16 protein-coding genes and 1 pseudogene are annotated in these 19105 nt (G+C 61.8%); 8 read left to right on the forward strand and 9 right to left on the reverse strand.

Going from position 1 to position 19105, the window contains the following annotated elements:
• Positions 1 to 200 precede the first annotated feature (200 nt).
• Positions 201 to 776, forward strand: coding sequence for a GcrA family cell cycle regulator (locus tag NYQ88_RS19625; RefSeq protein WP_275652748.1), 576 nt, complete (start codon positions 201 to 203; stop codon positions 774 to 776).
• A 72-nt stretch (positions 777 to 848) separates the two neighbouring features.
• Here the strand turns inward: NYQ88_RS19625 and NYQ88_RS19630 are convergent, their stop codons facing one another.
• On the reverse strand, positions 849 to 1118 hold the full coding sequence (locus NYQ88_RS19630; protein ID WP_275652749.1) for a hypothetical protein: 270 nt from the start codon (positions 1116 to 1118) through the stop codon (positions 849 to 851).
• 168 nt (positions 1119 to 1286) lie between these two features.
• On the opposite strand from NYQ88_RS19630, the gene polA reads away from it, so the two are divergent.
• Complete coding sequence (gene polA, locus NYQ88_RS19635; protein WP_275652750.1) at positions 1287 to 4202, forward strand: DNA polymerase I; 2916 nt, start codon at positions 1287 to 1289, stop codon at positions 4200 to 4202.
• Positions 4203 to 4235: 33 nt separating this feature from the next.
• Here the strand turns inward: polA and NYQ88_RS19640 are convergent, their stop codons facing one another.
• Positions 4236 to 4895, reverse strand: coding sequence for a hypothetical protein (locus NYQ88_RS19640; protein WP_275652751.1), 660 nt, complete (start codon positions 4893 to 4895; stop codon positions 4236 to 4238).
• A 342-nt stretch (positions 4896 to 5237) separates the two neighbouring features.
• Here NYQ88_RS19640 and NYQ88_RS19645 point away from each other — a divergent pair.
• The 3 genes from NYQ88_RS19645 to NYQ88_RS19655 all read left to right on the forward strand — a co-directional run bounded on the left by NYQ88_RS19645 (position 5238) and on the right by NYQ88_RS19655 (position 8017).
• A protein-coding gene (locus tag NYQ88_RS19645) for an IS5 family transposase (protein WP_275651448.1) occupies positions 5238 to 5992 on the forward strand; the annotation gives its coding sequence in 2 pieces (ribosomal slippage) (positions 5238 to 5568 and positions 5568 to 5992; 756 coding nt in all).
• 528 nt (positions 5993 to 6520) lie between these two features.
• Positions 6521 to 7234 carry a phosphotransferase gene (locus tag NYQ88_RS19650; protein WP_275652752.1) on the forward strand — a complete coding sequence of 238 codons (714 nt, stop codon included), beginning with the start codon at positions 6521 to 6523 and terminating at the stop codon, positions 7232 to 7234.
• Between the two features lie 225 nt (positions 7235 to 7459).
• Positions 7460 to 8017: a hypothetical protein gene (locus NYQ88_RS19655; protein WP_275652753.1), complete on the forward strand. Its 558-nt coding sequence runs from the start codon at positions 7460 to 7462 to the stop codon at positions 8015 to 8017.
• 12 nt (positions 8018 to 8029) lie between these two features.
• Here NYQ88_RS19655 and NYQ88_RS19660 read toward each other — a convergent pair whose 3' ends face one another.
• Entirely contained in the window at positions 8030 to 8581 is a 552-nt protein-coding gene (locus NYQ88_RS19660) for a gamma carbonic anhydrase family protein (protein WP_275654963.1), read from the reverse strand.
• A 73-nt stretch (positions 8582 to 8654) separates the two neighbouring features.
• Positions 8655 to 10127 (reverse strand): mannitol dehydrogenase family protein, encoded by a 1473-nt coding sequence (locus NYQ88_RS19665; RefSeq protein ID WP_275652754.1) that lies wholly within the window; start codon positions 10125 to 10127, stop codon positions 8655 to 8657.
• A 151-nt stretch (positions 10128 to 10278) separates the two neighbouring features.
• On the opposite strand from NYQ88_RS19665, the gene NYQ88_RS19670 reads away from it, so the two are divergent.
• A complete protein-coding gene (locus tag NYQ88_RS19670) occupies positions 10279 to 11190 on the forward strand; it encodes a sugar kinase (protein WP_275652755.1) in 912 nt (303 codons plus the stop codon).
• A 146-nt stretch (positions 11191 to 11336) separates the two neighbouring features.
• Here the strand turns inward: NYQ88_RS19670 and ppk2 are convergent.
• Positions 11337 to 12190, reverse strand: a pseudogene (ppk2, locus tag NYQ88_RS19675) (polyphosphate kinase 2).
• 68 nt (positions 12191 to 12258) lie between these two features.
• Between ppk2 and NYQ88_RS19680 the strand changes: the two are divergent.
• Positions 12259 to 13569: an ATP-binding protein gene (locus tag NYQ88_RS19680; protein WP_275652756.1), complete on the forward strand. Its 1311-nt coding sequence runs from the start codon at positions 12259 to 12261 to the stop codon at positions 13567 to 13569.
• 40 nt (positions 13570 to 13609) lie between these two features.
• Here NYQ88_RS19680 and NYQ88_RS19685 read toward each other — a convergent pair whose 3' ends face one another.
• Together NYQ88_RS19685 and NYQ88_RS19690 are read right to left on the reverse strand one after the other, a co-directional pair.
• Positions 13610 to 15403 carry an ABC transporter ATP-binding protein gene (locus tag NYQ88_RS19685; protein ID WP_275652757.1) on the reverse strand — a complete coding sequence of 598 codons (1794 nt, stop codon included), beginning with the start codon at positions 15401 to 15403 and terminating at the stop codon, positions 13610 to 13612.
• A 366-nt stretch (positions 15404 to 15769) separates the two neighbouring features.
• Positions 15770 to 15895, reverse strand: a complete 126-nt coding sequence (locus NYQ88_RS19690) for a hypothetical protein (protein ID WP_275652758.1) — start codon at positions 15893 to 15895, stop codon at positions 15770 to 15772.
• Between the two features lie 152 nt (positions 15896 to 16047).
• Here NYQ88_RS19690 and NYQ88_RS19695 point away from each other — a divergent pair, with 152 nt between their 5' ends.
• The gene (locus NYQ88_RS19695; RefSeq protein WP_275652759.1) at positions 16048 to 17289 is read left to right on the forward strand and encodes an aminopeptidase; all 1242 of its coding nucleotides are present in this window, start codon (positions 16048 to 16050) and stop codon (positions 17287 to 17289) included.
• Positions 17290 to 17554: 265 nt separating this feature from the next.
• Here the strand turns inward: NYQ88_RS19695 and NYQ88_RS19700 are convergent, their stop codons facing one another.
• Entirely contained in the window at positions 17555 to 18100 is a 546-nt protein-coding gene (locus tag NYQ88_RS19700; RefSeq protein WP_275652760.1) for a DUF924 family protein, read from the reverse strand.
• Positions 18101 to 18123: 23 nt separating this feature from the next.
• The gene (locus NYQ88_RS19705) at positions 18124 to 19047 is read right to left on the reverse strand and encodes a VOC family protein (RefSeq protein WP_275652761.1); all 924 of its coding nucleotides are present in this window, start codon (positions 19045 to 19047) and stop codon (positions 18124 to 18126) included.
• Between the last annotated feature and the right edge of the window lie 58 nt (positions 19048 to 19105).

Raw genomic sequence — 19105 nt, forward strand, 5'->3', positions numbered from 1 at the left:
ATTGTTAAGACGATTTTAACCAATGAATAAACGGGGAAATTCGCCCCCGACTCTTGATCCCGATTCCCCCGATGGCGTAGTCTCAATCCTGTCGGGGGACACGATATTTCGTGCGGCGGACCCGCTCAGCATACGAGCTGTAGAGTCGTAAAGGCTGCCAAGCCCACTTTGGCGGCACAATAGAGGATTCTATTTTGACAATGGTTTCAGGAACGCAGCCGGCTGGCTGGACCGACGATCGCGTCGAGCTTTTGAAGAAGCTCTGGATGGAAGGCCTCAGCGCCAGCCAGATCGCCGGCGAACTCGGCGAAGGCGTGACCCGCAATGCCGTGATCGGCAAGGTTCACCGCCTCAAGCTGTCGGCACGAGCCAAGCCGACCAATACCACGCCCCGGGCACGGCCCGCAGCGCGTCCCGCGCCGCGCCGCCCGGCCAGCCCCTCGGTTTCGGCGGGCGTCAGCCCGATGGCAGCAGCTGCAAAGCCGCGCCCGCAGACGACCATTTCCCGTCCCCAGGTCATGGGCGCAACGGCTCTCGCCGTCAGCCCCCAGATCGAGACCGAAATGTATGTGGCGCCTGCCGCTGCCGAGCTGTTTATTCCCGAGCACAAGCGCCTGTCGCTGCTTCAGCTCAATGAACACACCTGCAAGTGGCCAATCGGCGATCCGCTGACCAAGGATTTTTATTTCTGCGGCCAGCACAGCCTGGAGACCGGCCCATACTGCGAGTTCCACTCGCGTCGCGCCTATCACCAGCTCGACAAGCGCAAGCGCTGAGGCCTCCTCAGCACCGGAAATGAACAAGGGCGCCAGTGGCGCCCTTTTCTTATGGTCTGTCGCCAGAAGATTTCAGCTTTCGAGATACATCGGCTCGGACTGGCTCGGCCCCTGCCCGACCACCGTCGGCAAGCCGTGGCGCCTGGCCATCACCTGGCGGCCCTGCCAGGTCAGCCGGAGCCCATGCAGCGTTATTTCAGCCAGACGATGGTAGCAAAGCGTCCGCTGTACGCGCCATTCCACATGCTTTTGCGGCCCGCCCGTCATGGCCAGCATGACCAGTTGTTCCTGCATCTTGAGCTGGTTCCAGTGCAACTCTTCAGCCCTGCGGAAAATCTCCATGGCCACGCCTCCACGACAATATACGAATGCATTCAACGCTCTGGCGGGTCGGAGGTTGCCAACGCCTCCGTATTTCTCCCGGTAGGATGTCCGGTCTGGCGCAAAAATGAGGTACCGCTTTTGTTCCCGAGCCATTAGAGTTGCGGCCGCTTACAAAGGGGAATCGTCATGCATCTGCTGCTCGTTGATGGCTCGGGTTATATCTTCCGCGCCTTCCACGCCCTGCCGCCGCTCAACCGCAAGTCCGACGGACTGCCGGTGGGAAGTGTCCAGGGGTTCTGCAACATGCTGTTCAAGCTGACGCAGGACATGGACGGCGATGATGCCCCAACCCATATGGCGGTCATTTTCGACGCCAAGGGCAAGACCTTCCGCGACGACATCTACCCGCAATACAAGGCCCAGCGCCCGCCGGCGCCCGAGGAGCTGGTGCCGCAATTCCCCCTCACCCGCTCAGCGACGCGCGCCTTCTCCATTCCCTCCATTGAAATGGAGGGCTGGGAAGCCGACGACATCATGGCCACCTATGCCTGCATGGCGCGCGATGCCGGCATGAAAGTGACCATCGCCTCATCAGACAAGGATCTGATGCAGCTCGTCGAGCCCGATGGCTCGATCCGCCTGCTCGACACCATTCCCCGCCCCGGCCAGCCGCCGCTGCGCTGGATCGGCCCGGATGAAGTGTTCGCCAAATTCGGCGTTTCCCCGGACAAGGTCGTGGACGTGCAGGCGCTCTGTGGCGACAGCGTCGACAATGTCCCCGGCGTGCCCGGCATTGGCGTCAAAACCGCGGCCGAACTCATCAATACCTATGGCGATCTCGAAACCCTGCTCGAGCGCGCCGGCGAGATCAAGCAGCCTGCCCGCCGGCAGAAGCTGATCGACAATGCCGATCTCGCCCGGATTTCCAAGACGCTGGTGACGCTCGAACGCGCCGTGCCGGTCGAGCTCGACCTCGACGGGCTCGTGCGCCAGCCGATGAGCCCGTCGGCGCTGTTCCCGTTCCTCAAGGCGATGGAATTTGCCACCATCACCAAGCGCCTCGCCGGCCTGCTCGACGCCAATCCCGACGACTTTGAAGCCGACCCCGATCTGCGCGCCGGTGGCGCCTCGGCTCCCGCCTCGCTCAAGTCGACGACGCTCTCCGTGGCCAAGGCCAAGCTCGCCGCCAATGTCGTGCCCGGCACTGGCCCGGCGCGTCTCGCCGCAGAAGAGCATGCGCGCGTAAAGGCCATTCCCGTCAATTACGAAGCCTACGAAACGATCACCACGCCTGAGCAGCTCGCGGCCTGGGTGGCAAAGATCGTCGATGTCGGGCATGTCGCCATCGACACCGAAACCACCGGACTCGATCCGCAATCGGCCGATCTCGTCGGCGTCTGTCTCTCCACCCAGATCGGCGAAGGCGCCTATATCCCGGTTGGCCACGCCAAGGCCGGCGACCTTTTGTCCGGCGGCGGGCTGGTCGAAGGCCAGCTGCCCATCCGCGATGTGCTCGATGCCCTCAAGCCCGTTCTCGAGGCGCGCTCGATCCTCAAGATCGGCCAGAACACCAAATATGACGTCGAGATCTTTGCGCGCTACGGCATCGCCATGGCGCCGATCGATGACACCATGCTCATCTCCTATGCACTCGATGGCCCGCGCTATAACGGCCTCGACGTGCTGGCCGATCATTGGCTCGACCACAAGACCATCACCTTCACCGCCCTTGCCGGCACCGGCAAGAACCAGAAGACCTTCGACCAGCTCGAAATCCCCGAGGCCGCCCGCTATGGCGCCGAGGACGCCGACATTACCCTGCGGCTCTGGCATGTGCTGAAGCCGCGCCTGTCGGCCGAAAACGCCACCACGCTCTATGAAACGCTGGAGCGCCCGCTCGCCCCGGTGCTCGCCCGTATGGAAGCGCGCGGGATCACTGTCGACCGGCAGATCCTCGCCCGCCTCTCGGGTGATTTTGCCCAGCGCGCCGCCGCCTTCGAGGCCGAGGCGCATGAGCTTGCCGGCCAGAGCTTCAATCTCGGCTCGCCCAAACAGCTCGGCGAAATCCTCTTTGAAAAAATGCAGATCGAGGGCGGCACCAAGACCAAGACCGGCGCCTGGTCGACCGGCGCCGATGTGCTCGAAGACCTCGCCCTCAAGGGCGTGCCGCTGGCGCGCACCATTGTCGACTGGCGGCAGCTGACCAAGCTCAAGGGCACCTATACCGATGCGCTGCCCAGCTATATCAACCAGCGCACCGGCCGGGTGCACACCTCCTACCAGCAGGCGAGCGTGCTCACCGGGCGCCTCTCGTCCAACGAGCCGAACCTCCAAAACATTCCGGTCCGCACCGCCGACGGCCGAAAAATCCGCGCCGCCTTCGTGGCCGCGCCGGGCAAGGTGCTGATCTCGGCCGACTATTCGCAGATCGAGCTGCGCGTTCTCGCCCATATCGCCGATATCCAGGCGCTCAAGGACGCGTTCGAGGAAGGTCTCGACATTCACGCCATGACGGCGAGCGAAATGTTCAATGTCCCGGTCAAGGACATGCCGAGCGAAGTGCGCCGCCGCGCCAAGGCGATCAATTTCGGCATCATCTATGGCATTTCCGCCTTTGGTCTCGCCAACCAGCTCGGCATCGCCCGCGGCGAGGCGGGGGACTATATCAAGACCTATTTCGAGCGCTTCCCGGGCATCAAGGACTATATGGATGCCCAGAAAATGCGGGTGAAGGCCGAGGGCCATGTCACCACGATCTTTGGCCGAAAGATCCAGTTCCCCAATGCCAATTCGGGCAATCCGTCCGAGCGCAGCTTTGTCGAACGCGCCTCCATCAACGCCCCGATCCAGGGTTCTGCCGCCGACATCATCCGCCGCGCCATGATCCGCATGGAGCCCGAGCTGCAAAAGGCCGGCATCGACGCCGACATGCTCTTACAGGTGCATGACGAACTGATTTTTGAGGTCCCCGAAGGCACCGAAGATCAGGCCATCCCGGTTATTAAGCGGGTCATGGAAACAGCAGCGGAACCGGCCGTGCGCTTAACCGTGCCGATCCAGGTGGATGCGCATGCGGCTAAGAATTGGGACGAGGCGCATTGACACAGAGAGCGATGCCTAAGAGCCCAACCGCGATCAGTTCGCATAGGTCCTAACCACATCTTTGATGTTCTTGGCCAACCGGTAAATGTCTTCAACGCTGTCAAGTTCATGCCGTGCGCCGTCCTTGTCAGCGCCAAACATGGTTACGAATTTCATTTTCTCATTAAAGTGCAGGCGCACAATTGGCTTGCGGTTATTGTCGTCAAACAGGATCGCGCAATAGGATTGTGCGTCGCGTAAAGTTATGCGTGAAACTGGAGCAACCTCGGCTGCAATGGCTCGTACAATCATGAAGCCCTGAAGCTCTTCTTCCGTCGTCTCGATTTTCTTATCGTCCACGGCAGGGATCGCTTCCTCGGCGCCGCCATCGAAAGCGACGTCGATTTTATGTTTCGCGCGTTGTCGGAATAAATCGGAGAATGCTCTCCGCACAATCGGCTTCAGAGATTCCACAACTGGCATACGCAACTGGCCTTCGTAGAAGTCCTTTGCGACCATCCGAACGAACGCCTCGTCCGGTTCTGCCCATTGTTTCTCAATAAACGCAATCGCGCCGCGTAGATACTTCAGCGTCGAGGCCGCCGATTTGATGTTTTCGATGGAGAAGCTGGCCTTGTGGAATTTTTCTAGCTCCTTCAGGTCGTTCTCATCGTAAGCTAAGAGGTCAAACTTGAAGAAGGGCGTCGCGTCCATCTTGTTAGGCGCTTCTAAATCCGTGAAAAACCAGATCTGAAGACCGTTGGTTAGAATTCCGATATTCGCATAACAGGTGTGAAAATATCGGAACAGCTGGCTGTACTGAGCATCACGCAAGCTTACGGACACAGACTTAGCTTCAACCAGATATTCTATCCGATCGCCGATTTTCGCGGCGTAATCGATTTTCTCTCCCTTCTTGAGACCAACGTCAGCAACATATTCAGGAATGACTTGGGTCGGGTCGAAAACGTCAAACCCTAGGGTCCAAACCCAATCAGGTTGTTGAATAGGGGCTGCAAATCAGATTCTCTGGCTTCGGATAAGCCGGAGGCATTGATGAGCAGACTGTTTTGGTTGAGTGACGAAGCCTGGGTGGCCATTGAGCCCCACCTTCCCAAGAACCAGCCTGGAGCCCGACGGGTTGATGACCGGCGGGTGATTTCGGGGATCATTCACATGCTCAAATGCGGCGGGCGCTGGGCTGATTGCCCTGGCGAGTATGGTCCTTCGACCACCATCTACAATCGTTGGAACCGTTGGAGCCGCCGCGGTATATGGGCACGCATTCTTGCGGCTCTGACCGAACAGGGCTGGATTGCCGAGACCGCCCAGATCGACAGCAGCTATATCAAGGCCCATCGTTGTGCAGGTGGGGGAAAAGGGGGGCGCGAGCCAATGCCATTGGCATCTCGCGTGGTGGCCGGACCACCAAGGTCCATGCGCTTGTCGACGTTATCGGCAGACCACTCTGCCTCGTCCTGACACCCGGCAATGCCTCGGACATGAAGGGAGCAGATCTGCTCATCGCCCACACAACGGGTATGAAGAGGATTATCGCGGACCGGGGCTATGATGCCAACCGTCTTCGCTCCACTCTTCGAAGTCAAAACACCATCCCGGTGATCCCCGGCCGCAAGAACCGCAAGCGCAAAATCCGATACGATGAGAAACGCTACAAGGACCGCTGGCGCGTTGAGGCCATGTTCTGCCGCCTCAAGGATTTCCGCCGCGTCGCCACACGGTACGACAAGCTCGCTCGGAATTATCTATCTGCCGTCATGCTCGCAGCAGCAGTTGCGTACTGGCTATGATTGAGTCTCAACCCTAAAACCCGTAAAAACGGCATCACAATAGCGTTTTTCGTCGCCTCTTCGGTTTGCGCAATTGCTTGCGCACTTATTGCTCTCTTTGCTAGATCAGCAACTTCTTCCCTAAACGAAATCGCATCCCCCAACACTATTTTCAGGCTATTCAGGAACAGCTTTTCTGTAAATCGCTTTCTATTGAAGTTAATCGGATGTGATCTGAGGTGGGCTAGGCCGGCCACAACTTATCCCCGCCCACTTCCACGTCTGCGCCATTGCACTTAGCCGGCGGCGAATGATCGTGTCGCCGAAGTCGAATTTGAGGGGTAGCTCAGCGCCACCCGCAGCCACTCGTCCTCGCCCAGCTGGCGCAGGGGACGTGGCCGGCACTCATCGCCCCTCGACCAAACAAGCCCAATGACACCCGGCCCGTCCGCAGGCACAATGCCCGGATGGGAGTTTTGCGGTGACCATCGATACCGAAGAAGTTCTGACTGGCGGCGGTCGCACGGCGGTTTCGCGGATCGGGCGGTCGTGCATCGCCAGACAGGTCCTTGGGCGCCCGCAGTTCATGCGCTGTTGCGCTTTCTCGAGGCAGAAGGTTTTTCAGGCGCGCCGCGCGTTGTTGGGACGGGTTTTGATGACACCGGCCGGGAAACCCTGACCTTCGTTGCCGGCGCGTCGCCGCATCCTGGGCCCTGGCCGGAGGGTTCGCACTTTCTCCTTGGGCAAATGCTGGCCGAATTTCACGACCTCACCCGACGGTTTAAGCCGCCGCCGAATGCCATCTGGCGAGACTGGTTCGGCAGGACGCTGGGCGATAGCGTCCGCCTCATCGGTCACTGCGATCTCGGCGACTGGAATATTTTGGCCCAATCCGGCAGCCCCATTGCCTTCATCGATTGGGAGCAGGCCGGCCCGGTCGACCCCATGGTCGAGCTGGCGCAATTGTGCTGGCTCAACGCGCATCTCTTTGATGACGACCTCGAAGAGCGCCTCGGCCTCGCGACAGCCGAAATCCGCGCCAGGCATTTTCGGGCCATCGCCGATGGATATGGCCTTGGGCAGAGCCGACGGGCCCAGCTTGTCGACACAATGATCCGGCTGGCGCTGCACGACACCGCGAACGAGGCGATCGAAGCGCGGATCGTCCCCGACAGCACCGATCCAACGCCCCTCTGGGCGCTCGCTTGGCGGGCCCGCAGCGCTGCGTGGATGGATCGAAACCGCGCCCTGCTGTCGCGGTAAGTCATCGCCGGCGCCACCAAAAGCGCAGCGCGCGGCAAAGCCCCGATCTAATCCAGATTTTTTCCTGTCCCGACAACTATTTGATTTACGCCATTCAGCTCAAGCAAACAAACCGACCCAACACATCAAATTGAACAGACTGATAAATACTCGTTCTTAAAATTACCTGAAATTAGGATTTTACAAATATTCTGAGCGTCGGATCATTAGTTGTAGAGTTGCAAATTGATCGCCGCCACGGACACGACCGCCCTGAGTGAATGCTCTGCCTTGGTGTTTTCCCCCAGCACAGCCAATACCGACGCCACCCTTCAGCTCTGCCACCGGCTGGGCTTCAAGACAGCCGTCCGCGATGCCGAGATCGCCTCGATCCCGGCCGACAAGATCATCTTCTTTCTTGTGCATGGCGCCCTGCCCGACGCGCAAAAGCAGCGCCTGCTGCAGGCGATCCGCTCCACCAACAATCCCATGCGCCGCTTTGCGCCGGTGGTGTGCCTCGTCCCCAGTGGCCCGCGCCACCAGCTCGTGCAGCTGACCGAGATGGGGTTTGACGAGGTCCTGTTCCTCTCCGACCCGGTCGAGGACATGAGCGGTAAGCTGGCAGCCCAGCTGAACCATCCGCTGATCTATGTGAAAACCGCCAAGTATTTCGGGCCGGACCGGCGCCGCATCGAGCTGGTGGATCGCGCCGATCCGCGTCGCAAGCACGGCAATAATGATTGCCACAAGATCCGCGTCATGCGCGATCCACGCCGGGGCATCTCCGCCACCGACGTGCTCTAGTGTTGTGCCGGCTCAGGCCGGATCGAAATCCACCCGGCGTGGCACTTCCACCATGCCGGCGGCAAAGCGGCGTGCGTTGCGCACATAGCCCTCGGCCGAGACGGCCAGCCTTTCGGCCGAGTCCGGACCCAGCGTGCGGATGATCTTTCCCGGCGCGCCGACAACCAGCGAATTATCGGGAATTTCCTTGCCCTCGGTGACCAGCGCATTGGCGCCGATCAGGCAGTTCTTTCCGATTTTGGCGCCATTGAGCACGGTGGCGCCCATGCCGATCAGCGAGTTGTCGCCGATTGTGCAGCCGTGAAGAATGGCGCTATGCCCGATAGTGCAGTTTTCGCCGATGGTGAGCGGAAAACCCATATCGGTGTGCAGCACGCAGTTTTCCTGCACATTGGAGCGCGCGCCGATGGTGATCCGCTCATTGTCGCCGCGCATCACCACGCCAAACCAGACGCCGGCCTCGGGGCCCACCACAATATCCCCCACCAGCACGGCCGTGGGCGCGATGAACCCGGCCTTCGGGTCGATCTCGGGCGCAATCCCGTCCAGCGCATAAATCGGCATCACTATAGTCCTCCCTCGTCCACGCAGCGCATTCTAGGCGCTGCGGGAGAGGATCGGTAGGGGGCGATGGCGATTAGCCGACCAGATCTTCGACCGTGCCGCGCGCGCCTTCATCGAAGAGGTTTTCAAGGTGCTCGGCGACGACCGTGCGGAAGTTGGAATTCTCGGCAAGGTCGGTGCCGAACACTTCGGTGAGGGCAGCAAGGCCGTCGAAGAGGGCCTCCGGATCGTCGCCGGCATCGGTGGCGATGGCGAGCATTTTGAGGGCGTGCGGATCCCGGACGTCGATCTCGCTACCGTCCTCGGCAATGCCGGTGACATAGCGCATCCAGGCGGCGACACCTAGAGACAGGCGGGTGATCGGCTGGCCGGCTTTGAGGCGGTCGCGAATAGTACCGAGCAGGCGCTGCGGCAGTTTCTGCGAACCGTCCATGGCGATCTGCCAGGTGCGGTGCTTGAGGGCCGGATTGCGGAAGCGCTCGAGCAGTTCGTCACGATAGGCCCCGAGATCGGTGCCGGGCATGTCGAGCGTCGGCATTGCCTCTTCGGTCATCAGGCCATGGATGAGTTTGACATAGGCAGGGTCGCCCATGACCTCGGAAATATACTCATAGCCACCGAGATAGCCGAGATAGGCCATGGTCGAGTGCGAACCGTTGAGCATTCTGAGCTTCATCAATTCGAACGGCTCGACATTTTTCACCAGCTGGGCGCCGACCTTCTCAAACGCCGGACGACCGGCGGGGAAATGATCCTCGATCACCCATTTGGTGAAGGGCTCGGTCATGATCGGCCAGGCGTCTTCGGCGCCGATGAGGCCCGTGACTTCAGCCCGGTCAGCATCGGTGGTCGAGGGGACGATGCGATCAACCATGGTCGAGGGGAAGGCCACATCCTTGACCCAGGCGCCGAGATCGGCCTCGCGCAGGGCGGCAAAGCGGGTCACGATGCGCTTGGCCGTCTCGCCATTGGAGGGGAGATTGTCGCAGCTCATCACCGTGAAGGGGGCGATCCCGGCCGCCTTGCGACGGGCGAGGGCTTCGACCAGCATGCCGGGGGCCGATTTTGGCGTGGTGGGATTGGCGAGATCGTGGACGATGTCCGGGTGGCGCTCATCGAGCTCGCCGGTTGCCGGATCGTGGCAATACCCCTTTTCCGTCACGGTCAGCGAGACAATGCGGATGGCGGGGCTGGCCATCAGCGCCAGCAGCTCTTCACGCTCAGAATTGGCATCCATGACCGAAAGGATCGAGCCGATCACCCGCGGATGGGTGCCGGAGGCGTCGCGCACGGCGATGGTATACAGCCCGTCCTGCGGGGCGAGAGCGTCCTTGGTGTCGGGACGGCGAAGGCTCGCCCCCACAATGCCCCAGCTCGGGTCTTCGGCGAGGAGATCGTCGACATAAACGGCCATATGCGCACGGTGAAAGGCGCCGATGCCCAGATGGACGATGCCAGGCGACACCGCCGACCGGTCATAATTGGGCACTTTGGTGCCGGCCTTGAGGGTGGCGAGAGTGGCGGGGCTGAGGCGCGCGTCGGTCAAGGTAGTCTCCGGGAAAGGCTATTTGGGCGCAGCATAGAGATTTTCCAACTTGTATGGAAGATAGTGCGCGCCTATTCAGGCTCCTGTGTCGGGGCTTGCCTCAAAAGGGTCAAGCCCGGCATAAGCCTTTTGTGGGACTGGAGGAAGCGCAATGGCCGGCAAGCGGATCGTCAGCATTGGCGAATGCATGATCGAAATGAGCGGCGGCGAGGACCGCAATTATCGGCTGGGCTATGCCGGCGATACGCTGAACACAGCCTGGTATCTACGCGCCCTGCTCAGCAAGGATTTTGCCGTCGACTATGCCACAGCGCTGGGTTCGGACCGCTATTCGGACGATATCCGCGCCTTTCTCGATACCAATGGCATCGGCACCGACCATATCCAGACCATTCCGAGCCGTCGTCCGGGTCTTTACATGATCCATCAGGACAAGGGCGACCGGCATTTTACATACTGGCGCGACAATTCTGCGGCCAAGCTATTAGCCGACGATAAGGAGGCGCTGGGCAAGGCCGTGGAGGGTGCGAGCCTGGTCTATTTCTCCGGCATCACCCTCGCCATCCTCGCGCCCAAGGCGCGCGGGCGCCTGCTCGGCGCCATCGTCAAGGCGCGCGACAAAGGCGCGAAAATCGCCTTCGACACCAATCTGCGGCCTGCGCTGTGGTCGAGCGAGCGGGTGATGGCCTCGGTGCTGACGGCGGCGGCAAGCCTTTGCGATATCGTCCTGCCCACCCATTCGGACGAAGCCCCGCTCTTTGGCGACAAATCGGTGGAGGAGACGGCCGAGCGCTATCTCGAGCTGGGCGTCGAGGAAGTGGTGGTCAAGGACGGCTCCAACGAGGCGCTGATCGCCACGGCCCACGAGCGGGTGAAAATGGCCCCGCCGCCGGCCAAAAGCGTGGTGGATGCCACCGGGGCCGGCGACAGCTTTAATGGCGGCTATCTTTCGGCGCGGCTGATGGGCAAGTCGATCGCCGAAGCTGCCGAAAATGCGCACCGGGTGGCCGGGGTAGTGATCGGCCACAAGGGCGCGCTGGTGGACCCCAAGCTTTTGGGGTGAGGGTTTAGGCCAAGGCCGCCTCACCCGGCCTTCGGCCGACCTCTCCCCCGAAGGGAGAGGTGAAGAGGTGCCCGAAACGCGGAGCGACACCTCTCCCTAGGGGGAGAGGTCGACGGCGTAGCCGTCGGGTGAGGGGGCCGTGGCCCCTACTCCCCCTTCAACTCCAAAAATTCCTTGGCGCTGAGGACGATCTTGCGGTCAATCTTGCCGATCTCGCCTTCGTCCTTGCCGTCATAATCAAACCGTTGAGCAGGGTGCGGATGACGTTGAGGCGGGTGCGCTTCTTGTCATTGGCGCGGATGACGGTCCAGGGCGCGTGGTTGCTGTCCGTGCGCTTCAGCATGGTGTCGCGGGCGCGGGAATAATCGTCCCATTTGTTGAGTGCCTCGAGATCGACCGGCGACAGCTTCCAGGTTTTCAGCGGATCATGGCGGCGATCATGGAAGCGCTTCAACTGCATTTCCCGGCCAATGGAGAGCCAGAACTTGAAGAGTTTTATGCCGTCCTTGGTGCGGCGCTTTTCAAATTCAGGCGCTTCTTCGAGGAAGAGCTCGGTCTCGCCCGGGGTACAAAAGCCCATCACCGGCTCAACCCCGGCGCGGTTGTACCAGGAGCGATCGAACAGCACCATTTCACCGGCCGCCGGCAGCCAGTCGATATAGCGCTGGAAATACCATTGGGTGCGCTCGCGATCGTTCGGCTTGGGCAGCGCGGCGATAAGGTTTTAGCGCGGATTGAGATTTTCGAGGATGCGCTTGATGGTGCCGCCCTTGCCGGCCGCGTCGCGTCCCTCAAAGACGAGGACGATGCGCTCGCCCGCCCGCGCCATATGCGCCTGCAACAGCACGAGCTGCTTTTGCAGCGCGTACATCTGCGTGTCATACTCGTCGCCATCCATCCCGTCTTCATAGGGATATCCGCCCGAGGTCAGGGCCGCGCGTTTGATGGATTTGGGCAGCTGGGGATCATTTATGTCGAAGCTGTCAAAGGGGTCGGTCACGCTGTCGCTCCATTGTTACATTGAGCGTGATAGAAACCGGGCGCCAACACAAGGGCGGAACGAAGGCTTTGATTTTGCTGCCGGACATGGAAGACACTGAAATGGAACGGCGCGACGCGCCTCGGAATATGCTGGCCAATCTGTGCAGCCAGCTCGGCCTCCTTGCGGTGCTCGCCATCCTTGTTGCCGCCTTCGTCATGTTCGGTGGCCTGCGCATCGAAATCGCTCTCATCGGGTTTGCGCTCTTTACCGGCTTGGTGGCGCTGCGCCCCGCGCCCATTGCGCCCGCCTTGCCGGAAACCCGGCGCGTCGTGCTCGACAGTCCGCCCCGCGGCGCGGACGAGGAACAGATGCTGGCCGCCATGGCCGAGGCGCTGGGTGATCCGGCCATGGTGCTCGACCAGCGCGGCGCCGTGGTCTTCCGCAATGGCGCGGCCATCCGGCAATATCCCAATATCGCCGACGACCAGATCCTCAGCCTTGTGCTGCGCGATCCGCAATTGCTGTCGGCCATCGAGGGTGCGCTGCGCGATGGCGCGCTCTTTAGTTTCGAGCTGCACCAGACCATCCCCAATGAAACCTGGGATCGGGTCGTGGTGGCTCCTCTCCGCCTGCCCGGAACCGACTGGTCGGTGGCCAGTCAGCGGCGCCTGCTGGTGACCTTTCAGAGCCTCACGGCCCTCAAGCGCGTCGATGCCATGCGTAGCGATTTCATCGCCAATGCCAGCCATGAATTGCGCACGCCGCTGGCTTCGCTCATCGGCTTCATCGACACACTGCTCGGGCCCGCAGCCAAGGACGCGGCCGCCCGCGAAAAATTCCTCGGCATCATGCGTGGACAGGCCGACCGGATGAGCCGGTTGATCGACGACCTCCTCAGCCTCTCGCGCATCGAGATGTACCAGCACATGCGCCCCACCGGCACGGTGGAGCTGGCAGGGCTGTTGCGCGAGGTCCGCGAGGGTCTTCAAACTCAGGCCGCCGCCGCCGAGCTCCAGGTCGAGCTCCGCCTGCCGGATGGGCCCGTATCTGTCACCGGCGACCGCAGCCAGCTCTATGAAGTGTTCGAGAACCTCATTGAAAACGCCATCAAATATGGCGCTGGCGGGAAAAGCGTCGAGGTTGAACTGGCGCGGATCGACCGCGGCGGGCTGCACCATATGGTCAGCGTCATCGATCACGGCCCCGGCGTGCCGCCCGAGCATGTGCCGCGGATGACCGAGCGCTTTTACCGGATCGATGCAGAGACGAGCCGCAAGAAGAAGGGCACGGGCCTCGGCCTTGCCATCGTCAAGCATATTGTCCAGCGCCATCGCGGGCAGGTGTCCATCCGCAGCAAGCTCGGCGAAGGTCTGCGGGTCGACGTATTGCTCCCCTGAAACCAAAAACCCGCGGATCGCTCCGCGGGTTTTTTGTTGTTCAGGCAACGAGGCCCTTGGTGAGTTCGAGCGCTTGGCGCTCGAAAAGACGCCGGTAAATGCCGCCGTTGAGCCTGATGAGGGCGTTGTGGTCGCCCTCTTCGACGATCTTGCCCTTGTCGAAGACCAGGAGCCGATCAAGCGCGACCACGGTCGACAGGCGGTGGGCGATGACCAGCGTGGTCCGGCCTTCCATCAGCCGTTCCATTGCCTGCTGGATCATCATCTCGCTTTCGCTGTCGAGGCTGGAGGTAGCCTCGTCGAGGATAAGCACCCGCGCATCAGCGAGGAAAGCACGGGCGATGGCGACGCGCTGGCGTTCGCCACCCGAGAGTTTTACCCCGCGCTCGCCCACCATGGTTTCATACTGGCGCGGCAGGCTCATGATGAAATCATGCGCATTGGCCTGCTTTGCAGCCTCGACGATCTCGGCACGGCTGGCCCCGGGCCTTGCATAGGCGATGTTCTCGGCCAGCGTCCGGTGGAACAGGATCGGTTCCTGCTGGACGATGGCAATCTGCCCGCGCAGGCTTGCCTGCTGCACCGCCCCGATGTCCTGCCCGTCGATGGTGATGGCGCCATTCTGGATGTCGTAGAGGCGCTGGATCAGCTTGACGAACGTGGTCTTGCCCGAGCCGGAATGACCGACGAGGCCCACGCGTTCGCCCGGTTTGATCTCCACGGAAAAGTCCTTGTAGAGCGGGGTGGCGTGCGCGCCATATTGGAAGGTCACATTATCAAAGCGGATGTGGCCGTCGCCAATGGCGATTGCCGGCGCGTCCTTGCGATCGGCGATCCCGAGCGGCTGCGCGTACAGATTGACCAGCTCTTCCATGTCGTTGACCGACTTCTGCAGATTGCGGATGTGCTGACCGACGTCGCGCAAATGCCCCTGCAACAGGAAGAACATGGTGAGCACAAAGGTGATGTCGCCCGCAGTGGCCGCACCATCGCGCCACAGCACCAGGCCCGTGCCGAGAATGGCGGTCTGCATGGCCGCCATCATGATGCCCTGGAGGCCGCCATTGAACGTGCCGCGCCGCCAGGTGCGGCGAGTGCGCTTGCTCCATTTGGAGACCACGCCGGCGATAAGGTCATCCTCGCGGGTTTCGGCGCCGAAGGCCTTGACCACGGAATTGCAGCTGACCGCATCGGCGAGCGCACCGCCAACCTTGGTGTCCCAGGCATTGGAGAGCGTTGCTGCGGGCGCAACAAAGCCCACCGACATCCAAACCGTCACTACGATATAGATGATGGAGCCGAGGCCGACGACGAGGCCCATGACCGGCCACGACATGCCTAGGATTAGTGTCGCACCGCCAAGCATGACGAGCGATGGCAAGAGGGCCAGCAGCAGCGTGTCATTGAGCAGGTCGAGCGCCCACATGCCGCGCGTGATCTTACGCACGGTCGAGCCGGCAAAGCTGTTGGCATGCCAGTCGGTGGAAAAGCGCTGGACCCGGTGAAAGCCCTGGGCGGCGACGTCGCGCATCATCCGCAGGGTGAGCGGGATGATGTTGAGATACATCAGCTGCCGCAGCACGATCGAGCCGAGGTAGAGCGCCGACATGGTGAGAAAGGCGGAGAACGCCACGTCCCAGCCGCCCTCTCCGGAGGCCACGGCATCGACCAGTCGGCCGGCAAAAATCGGGCTCAGCGCCTCGGCCAGCGTTGCCGTCAGCACAAGGCCGACGATCAGCGCGATGCGGATCGGCTGATGCTTCCAGTGACGGAAGGTGAAACCGAGCACATTGCGGAACGCATCGGCGCGGAAATTAAGTTTCTTGCGACTCATCTGGGTGTCCCGATCCCGTTTTCCGGCGATCGGTTCCTGTGGTGAGGGTCAATTGGGGCGCAGAACGGGCGGCATTTGCATGCCGTTGCGGGGTAGCGGGTTTCTGCGGAAGGAAATTTTCGGGGCGCACGCCAAAACAGGCGGGCCGCACGGGGCAGGACCTAGGGTCGGGTGCTGCCCATCGGGGAAGCGAATGATGCTGTCATGCAACGCCTCCCGTGTTCTCAAAAATGAAGCGGCGAACGGTTCATAGCCAAACCGTTCGCCTTTGCCAATGGCCTTGTGCTGCAGCACACCGCAGCTGATGCGTTTGGGTGACAGGGGCGGCCCGGGATACGGCCGGGGCGCCCCTGCCAGCAGCGCCGCTCAGTCGAGCGGGCGAGCGCCGGGAGCTACAATGCCGCGAGTCATGATCTGGCCATAGGCAACGATGCCAGCGAACGTGCCGAATGCGCAGAGAACGGCGATGAGGTAAAGCGTCTGAATGGTCATAGGAACCTCCTGAGATGGCTCCATATTCCCCACCCCGGCCCGGTTCACTTTGACATGGATCAAGAGTTTTTACGGTTTGCTTGGGTGGCGTCCCACGCGGGGGAGCGCTAGGCTCCAAACCAATCGATTCAAAAGCAAGAAGGCATGCCCAATTGAGCAATACCCCTATCGATCCGACCAAGCTCGACAAGCTCGGCGAAGTGGCCATCAAGGTTGGCCTGCAGCTGGCCGAGGGGCAGGATCTGATCATCACCGCGCCGATGACCGCAGCCCCGCTGGTCCGCCGCATTACCGAGCACGCCTATAAGGCCGGTGCCGGCCTCGTCACCACCATCTATTCGGACGAAGAAGCAACGCTCGCGCGCTATCGCTTTGCCAATGACGCCAGCTTCGACCGCTCGGCCGGCTGGCTCTATTCGGGCATGGCCGAGGCCTTCAAGAACAACGCGGCACGCCTCGCCATCTCGGGCGACAATCCACTGATGCTGGCCGGTCAGGACCCGTCCAAGGTTTCGCGCGCCAACCGCGCCAATTCCACGGCCTATCGCCCGGCGCTGGAGCTGATCACAGGCTTTGACATCAACTGGAACATCGTTTCCTACCCGACCCCGGCCTGGGCCAAGCTGGTCTTCCCAAATGATGCCGAAGATGTCGCTGTCGCCAAGCTGGCCGACGCTATCTTCAAGGCAAGCCGTGTCGATCAGGACGATCCGATCGCCGCCTGGAAGGATCACAATGCCAATCTCAAGGCGCGCTGGACCTGGCTCAACGGCAAGCGTTTCTCGGCGCTGAAGTACACCGGCCCGGGCACGGATCTCACCGTCGGCCTCGCCGATGGGCACCGCTGGAAAGGCGGCGCCTCGGAAGCAAAGAACGGGGTTACCTGCAACCCCAACATCCCGACCGAGGAAGTATTCACCACGCCCCATCGCCTGCGCGTTGAAGGCACGGTGGCCGCGACCAAGCCGCTCAGCCACAATGGCACGCTGATCGAGAACATCCAGGCGCGGTTTGAAGAAGGGCGTCTCGTCGAACTCAAGGCCACCAAGGGCCAGGACGTATTCGACAAGGTGCTCGATACCGACGAGGGCGCGCGGCGTCTCGGTGAGGTGGCGCTGGTGCCGCACTCCTCGCCGATCTCGGCGTCGGGCATTCTCTTTTACAACACGCTCTACGACGAGAACGCCTCGTGCCACATCGCCATGGGCCAGTGCTATGCCGACTGCTTTGAGGGCGGCAAGGAGCTGACGCCCGACCAGATCTACGCCCAGGGCGGCAACAAGAGCCTCATCCACATCGACTGGATGATCGGCTCCGACCAGATCGACATCGACGGCGTGCATGCGGATGGTTCGACCGAACCCGTCATGCGCAAGGGCGAGTGGGCGTTTTAAGTGTTACGCGGAAGCTAACGTTGGCCGTCACCGCCGGGCTCGTCCCGGCGGTCCATCTGCCAAGGAGTGGGTTGCCCGAACAAGCCGGGCAATGACGGCGTTTCCGGTATCTGTTCCGGGCCTGCCGCGCAAAGTGGCGGCTCCTGCGCTCCCTCCCCCTTGTGGGGAGGGCAGCAAAGCTAGGCCCTTGGGCCGTAGCGACGCTAGGGTGGGGGGACCTGCACGGTCTGTGCCGTGTCATCCCCCGCCCCAAAAACCCAAAAATTCAAAAACCGCGGTCGCCCTGTTCGGCCATATAGGCCTCTTCTTCGGCCGTGCTCTTCCGGCCGAGCGGCGCGTTGCGGAAGGGGAAGCGACCGAAACGGTCTACCGTCTCCTTGTGCGCCTTGGCGTAGTTGAGCTGGTTCTCGTCGCCGAGACCTTCATAGAGGCGCACTGACTCGGCCTGCACCAGTGCCGACTCGGCGTGCATATAAGGCAGATAGATAAAGCCGCGCCGGGGCTGCTCGAATTCGAGATCGAGACCCTGGGCGACCATCTCCTGCGCCAGAGCCAGCGCCATCTTGTCCTGCGCAAAGGCTTCCGGGCGCTTGCGGAACAACTGGCGCGAGAACTGGTCGAGCACGATGATCTCGGCAAGGCGACCTTCCGGCGTCGCCCGCCATTCCCAGGCCTCGCCACGCGCAACCGCCGCGTGGGTGTCAGCAAATTCAGCAGCGATCAGCGCGTCGAAATCGGCACTGCCTGCGAACCAGTCATCGGGACCATAATCGACGAACCAGAAATTGAGGACGTCTTGGGCGCTGCGCATGGCACTTCCTTTCGATTGTCGGCTCACGCGGCCAGGACCAGCCTGATGCGATTGCCCGAGGGGTCTTGAGTTTCTGACCAGCCATCGCCCGGCGTGATAGACGCCCCGGCCGTTGCCAGCCTCTGGTGCAGCCCGGCAAGGCTCTCGCCATCCGGCAGGACGATGGTCAGCCATTGCAGACCGGCGCTGCCAGCTGGCGGCTGGGTGGCCTGCGGGCCGGACCAGATGTTGAAGGCGAGGCTATGGGGCATGTAGTCGAGCCCGACATCGCCCATGCCAAAGGAATCGATCATCAGGAAACCGGCAAAGCCGATGACGTCGCGATAAAAACCCATGGCTTCGTGGAGGTCGCGGACATGCAGATGCACGTGACCAATGCGCGTGCCTTCGGGCATGCGCGGGGTGAGGACCGGCTGGGGGCCGAGCTCGCCGAGCAGACCATCAAGGTCGATGGGCTCGCGCCCGGAATGGGGCTTGCCATCGGCGGCGATCGCGTAGGTCTCGCCCTTGTCCGGATCGCCCAGCGTGCCGCGCCAGGGTGTCTCGAAGGTGATCTCGATGCCATTGCCATCGAGGTCCCAGAGATAGATCGCCTCGCTGACGAGGTGGTCGGTCGGGGCGATGCGGATATTGCGCTGCAGAGCGCGCACGGCCATCTGCGCCAGTTCATGGCGCGTCGGCACGTGAATAGCGACGTGATAGAGCCCATGGCTGCGCGGCGCGACCGGGCGATTGGCCGATGTCTCGAGCACGATGAGAATTTTGTCACCGGCGCCGAGGGAGAGGCGATTGCCCTCTTCGGCGATGAGGTCGAGGCCGACCACGTCCTGCCAAATGGCGAGCGCCTTGGTGCGGTCAGTAACTGCAAGATGCACTGGACCCAGCGTCGTGCTCAGCGGCAGCACGGGCATGGAGCGGACATTGGTCTGGACGGATGTGTCGATCATTTCGATCCCCGAATTGCGGTGTTGCGCTTAATCTAGGGGAGCGCCGCGGCGACGACCA

The organism is Devosia sp. SD17-2, assembly GCF_029201565.1.
GTDB lineage: Bacteria > Pseudomonadota > Alphaproteobacteria > Rhizobiales > Devosiaceae > Devosia.

Bases quoted from the DNA above. Each gene is read 5' to 3' on its own strand.
- NYQ88_RS19625 (WP_275652748.1), top strand. From the start codon at position 201: ATGGTTTCAGGAACGCAGCCGGCTGGCTGGACCGACGATCGCGTCGAG.
- NYQ88_RS19630 (WP_275652749.1), bottom strand. From the start codon at position 1,118: ATGGAGATTTTCCGCAGGGCTGAAGAGTTGCACTGGAACCAGCTCAAG.
- polA (WP_275652750.1), top strand. From the start codon at position 1,287: ATGCATCTGCTGCTCGTTGATGGCTCGGGTTATATCTTCCGCGCCTTC.
- NYQ88_RS19640 (WP_275652751.1), bottom strand. From the start codon at position 4,895: ATGGACGCGACGCCCTTCTTCAAGTTTGACCTCTTAGCTTACGATGAG.
- NYQ88_RS19660 (WP_275654963.1), bottom strand. From the start codon at position 8,581: ATGCCGATTTATGCGCTGGACGGGATTGCGCCCGAGATCGACCCGAAG.
- NYQ88_RS19670 (WP_275652755.1), top strand. From the start codon at position 10,279: ATGGCCGGCAAGCGGATCGTCAGCATTGGCGAATGCATGATCGAAATG.
- NYQ88_RS19685 (WP_275652757.1), bottom strand. From the start codon at position 15,403: ATGAGTCGCAAGAAACTTAATTTCCGCGCCGATGCGTTCCGCAATGTG.
- NYQ88_RS19690 (WP_275652758.1), bottom strand. From the start codon at position 15,895: ATGACCATTCAGACGCTTTACCTCATCGCCGTTCTCTGCGCATTCGGC.
- NYQ88_RS19700 (WP_275652760.1), bottom strand. From the start codon at position 18,100: ATGCGCAGCGCCCAAGACGTCCTCAATTTCTGGTTCGTCGATTATGGT.
- NYQ88_RS19705 (WP_275652761.1), bottom strand. From the start codon at position 19,047: ATGATCGACACATCCGTCCAGACCAATGTCCGCTCCATGCCCGTGCTG.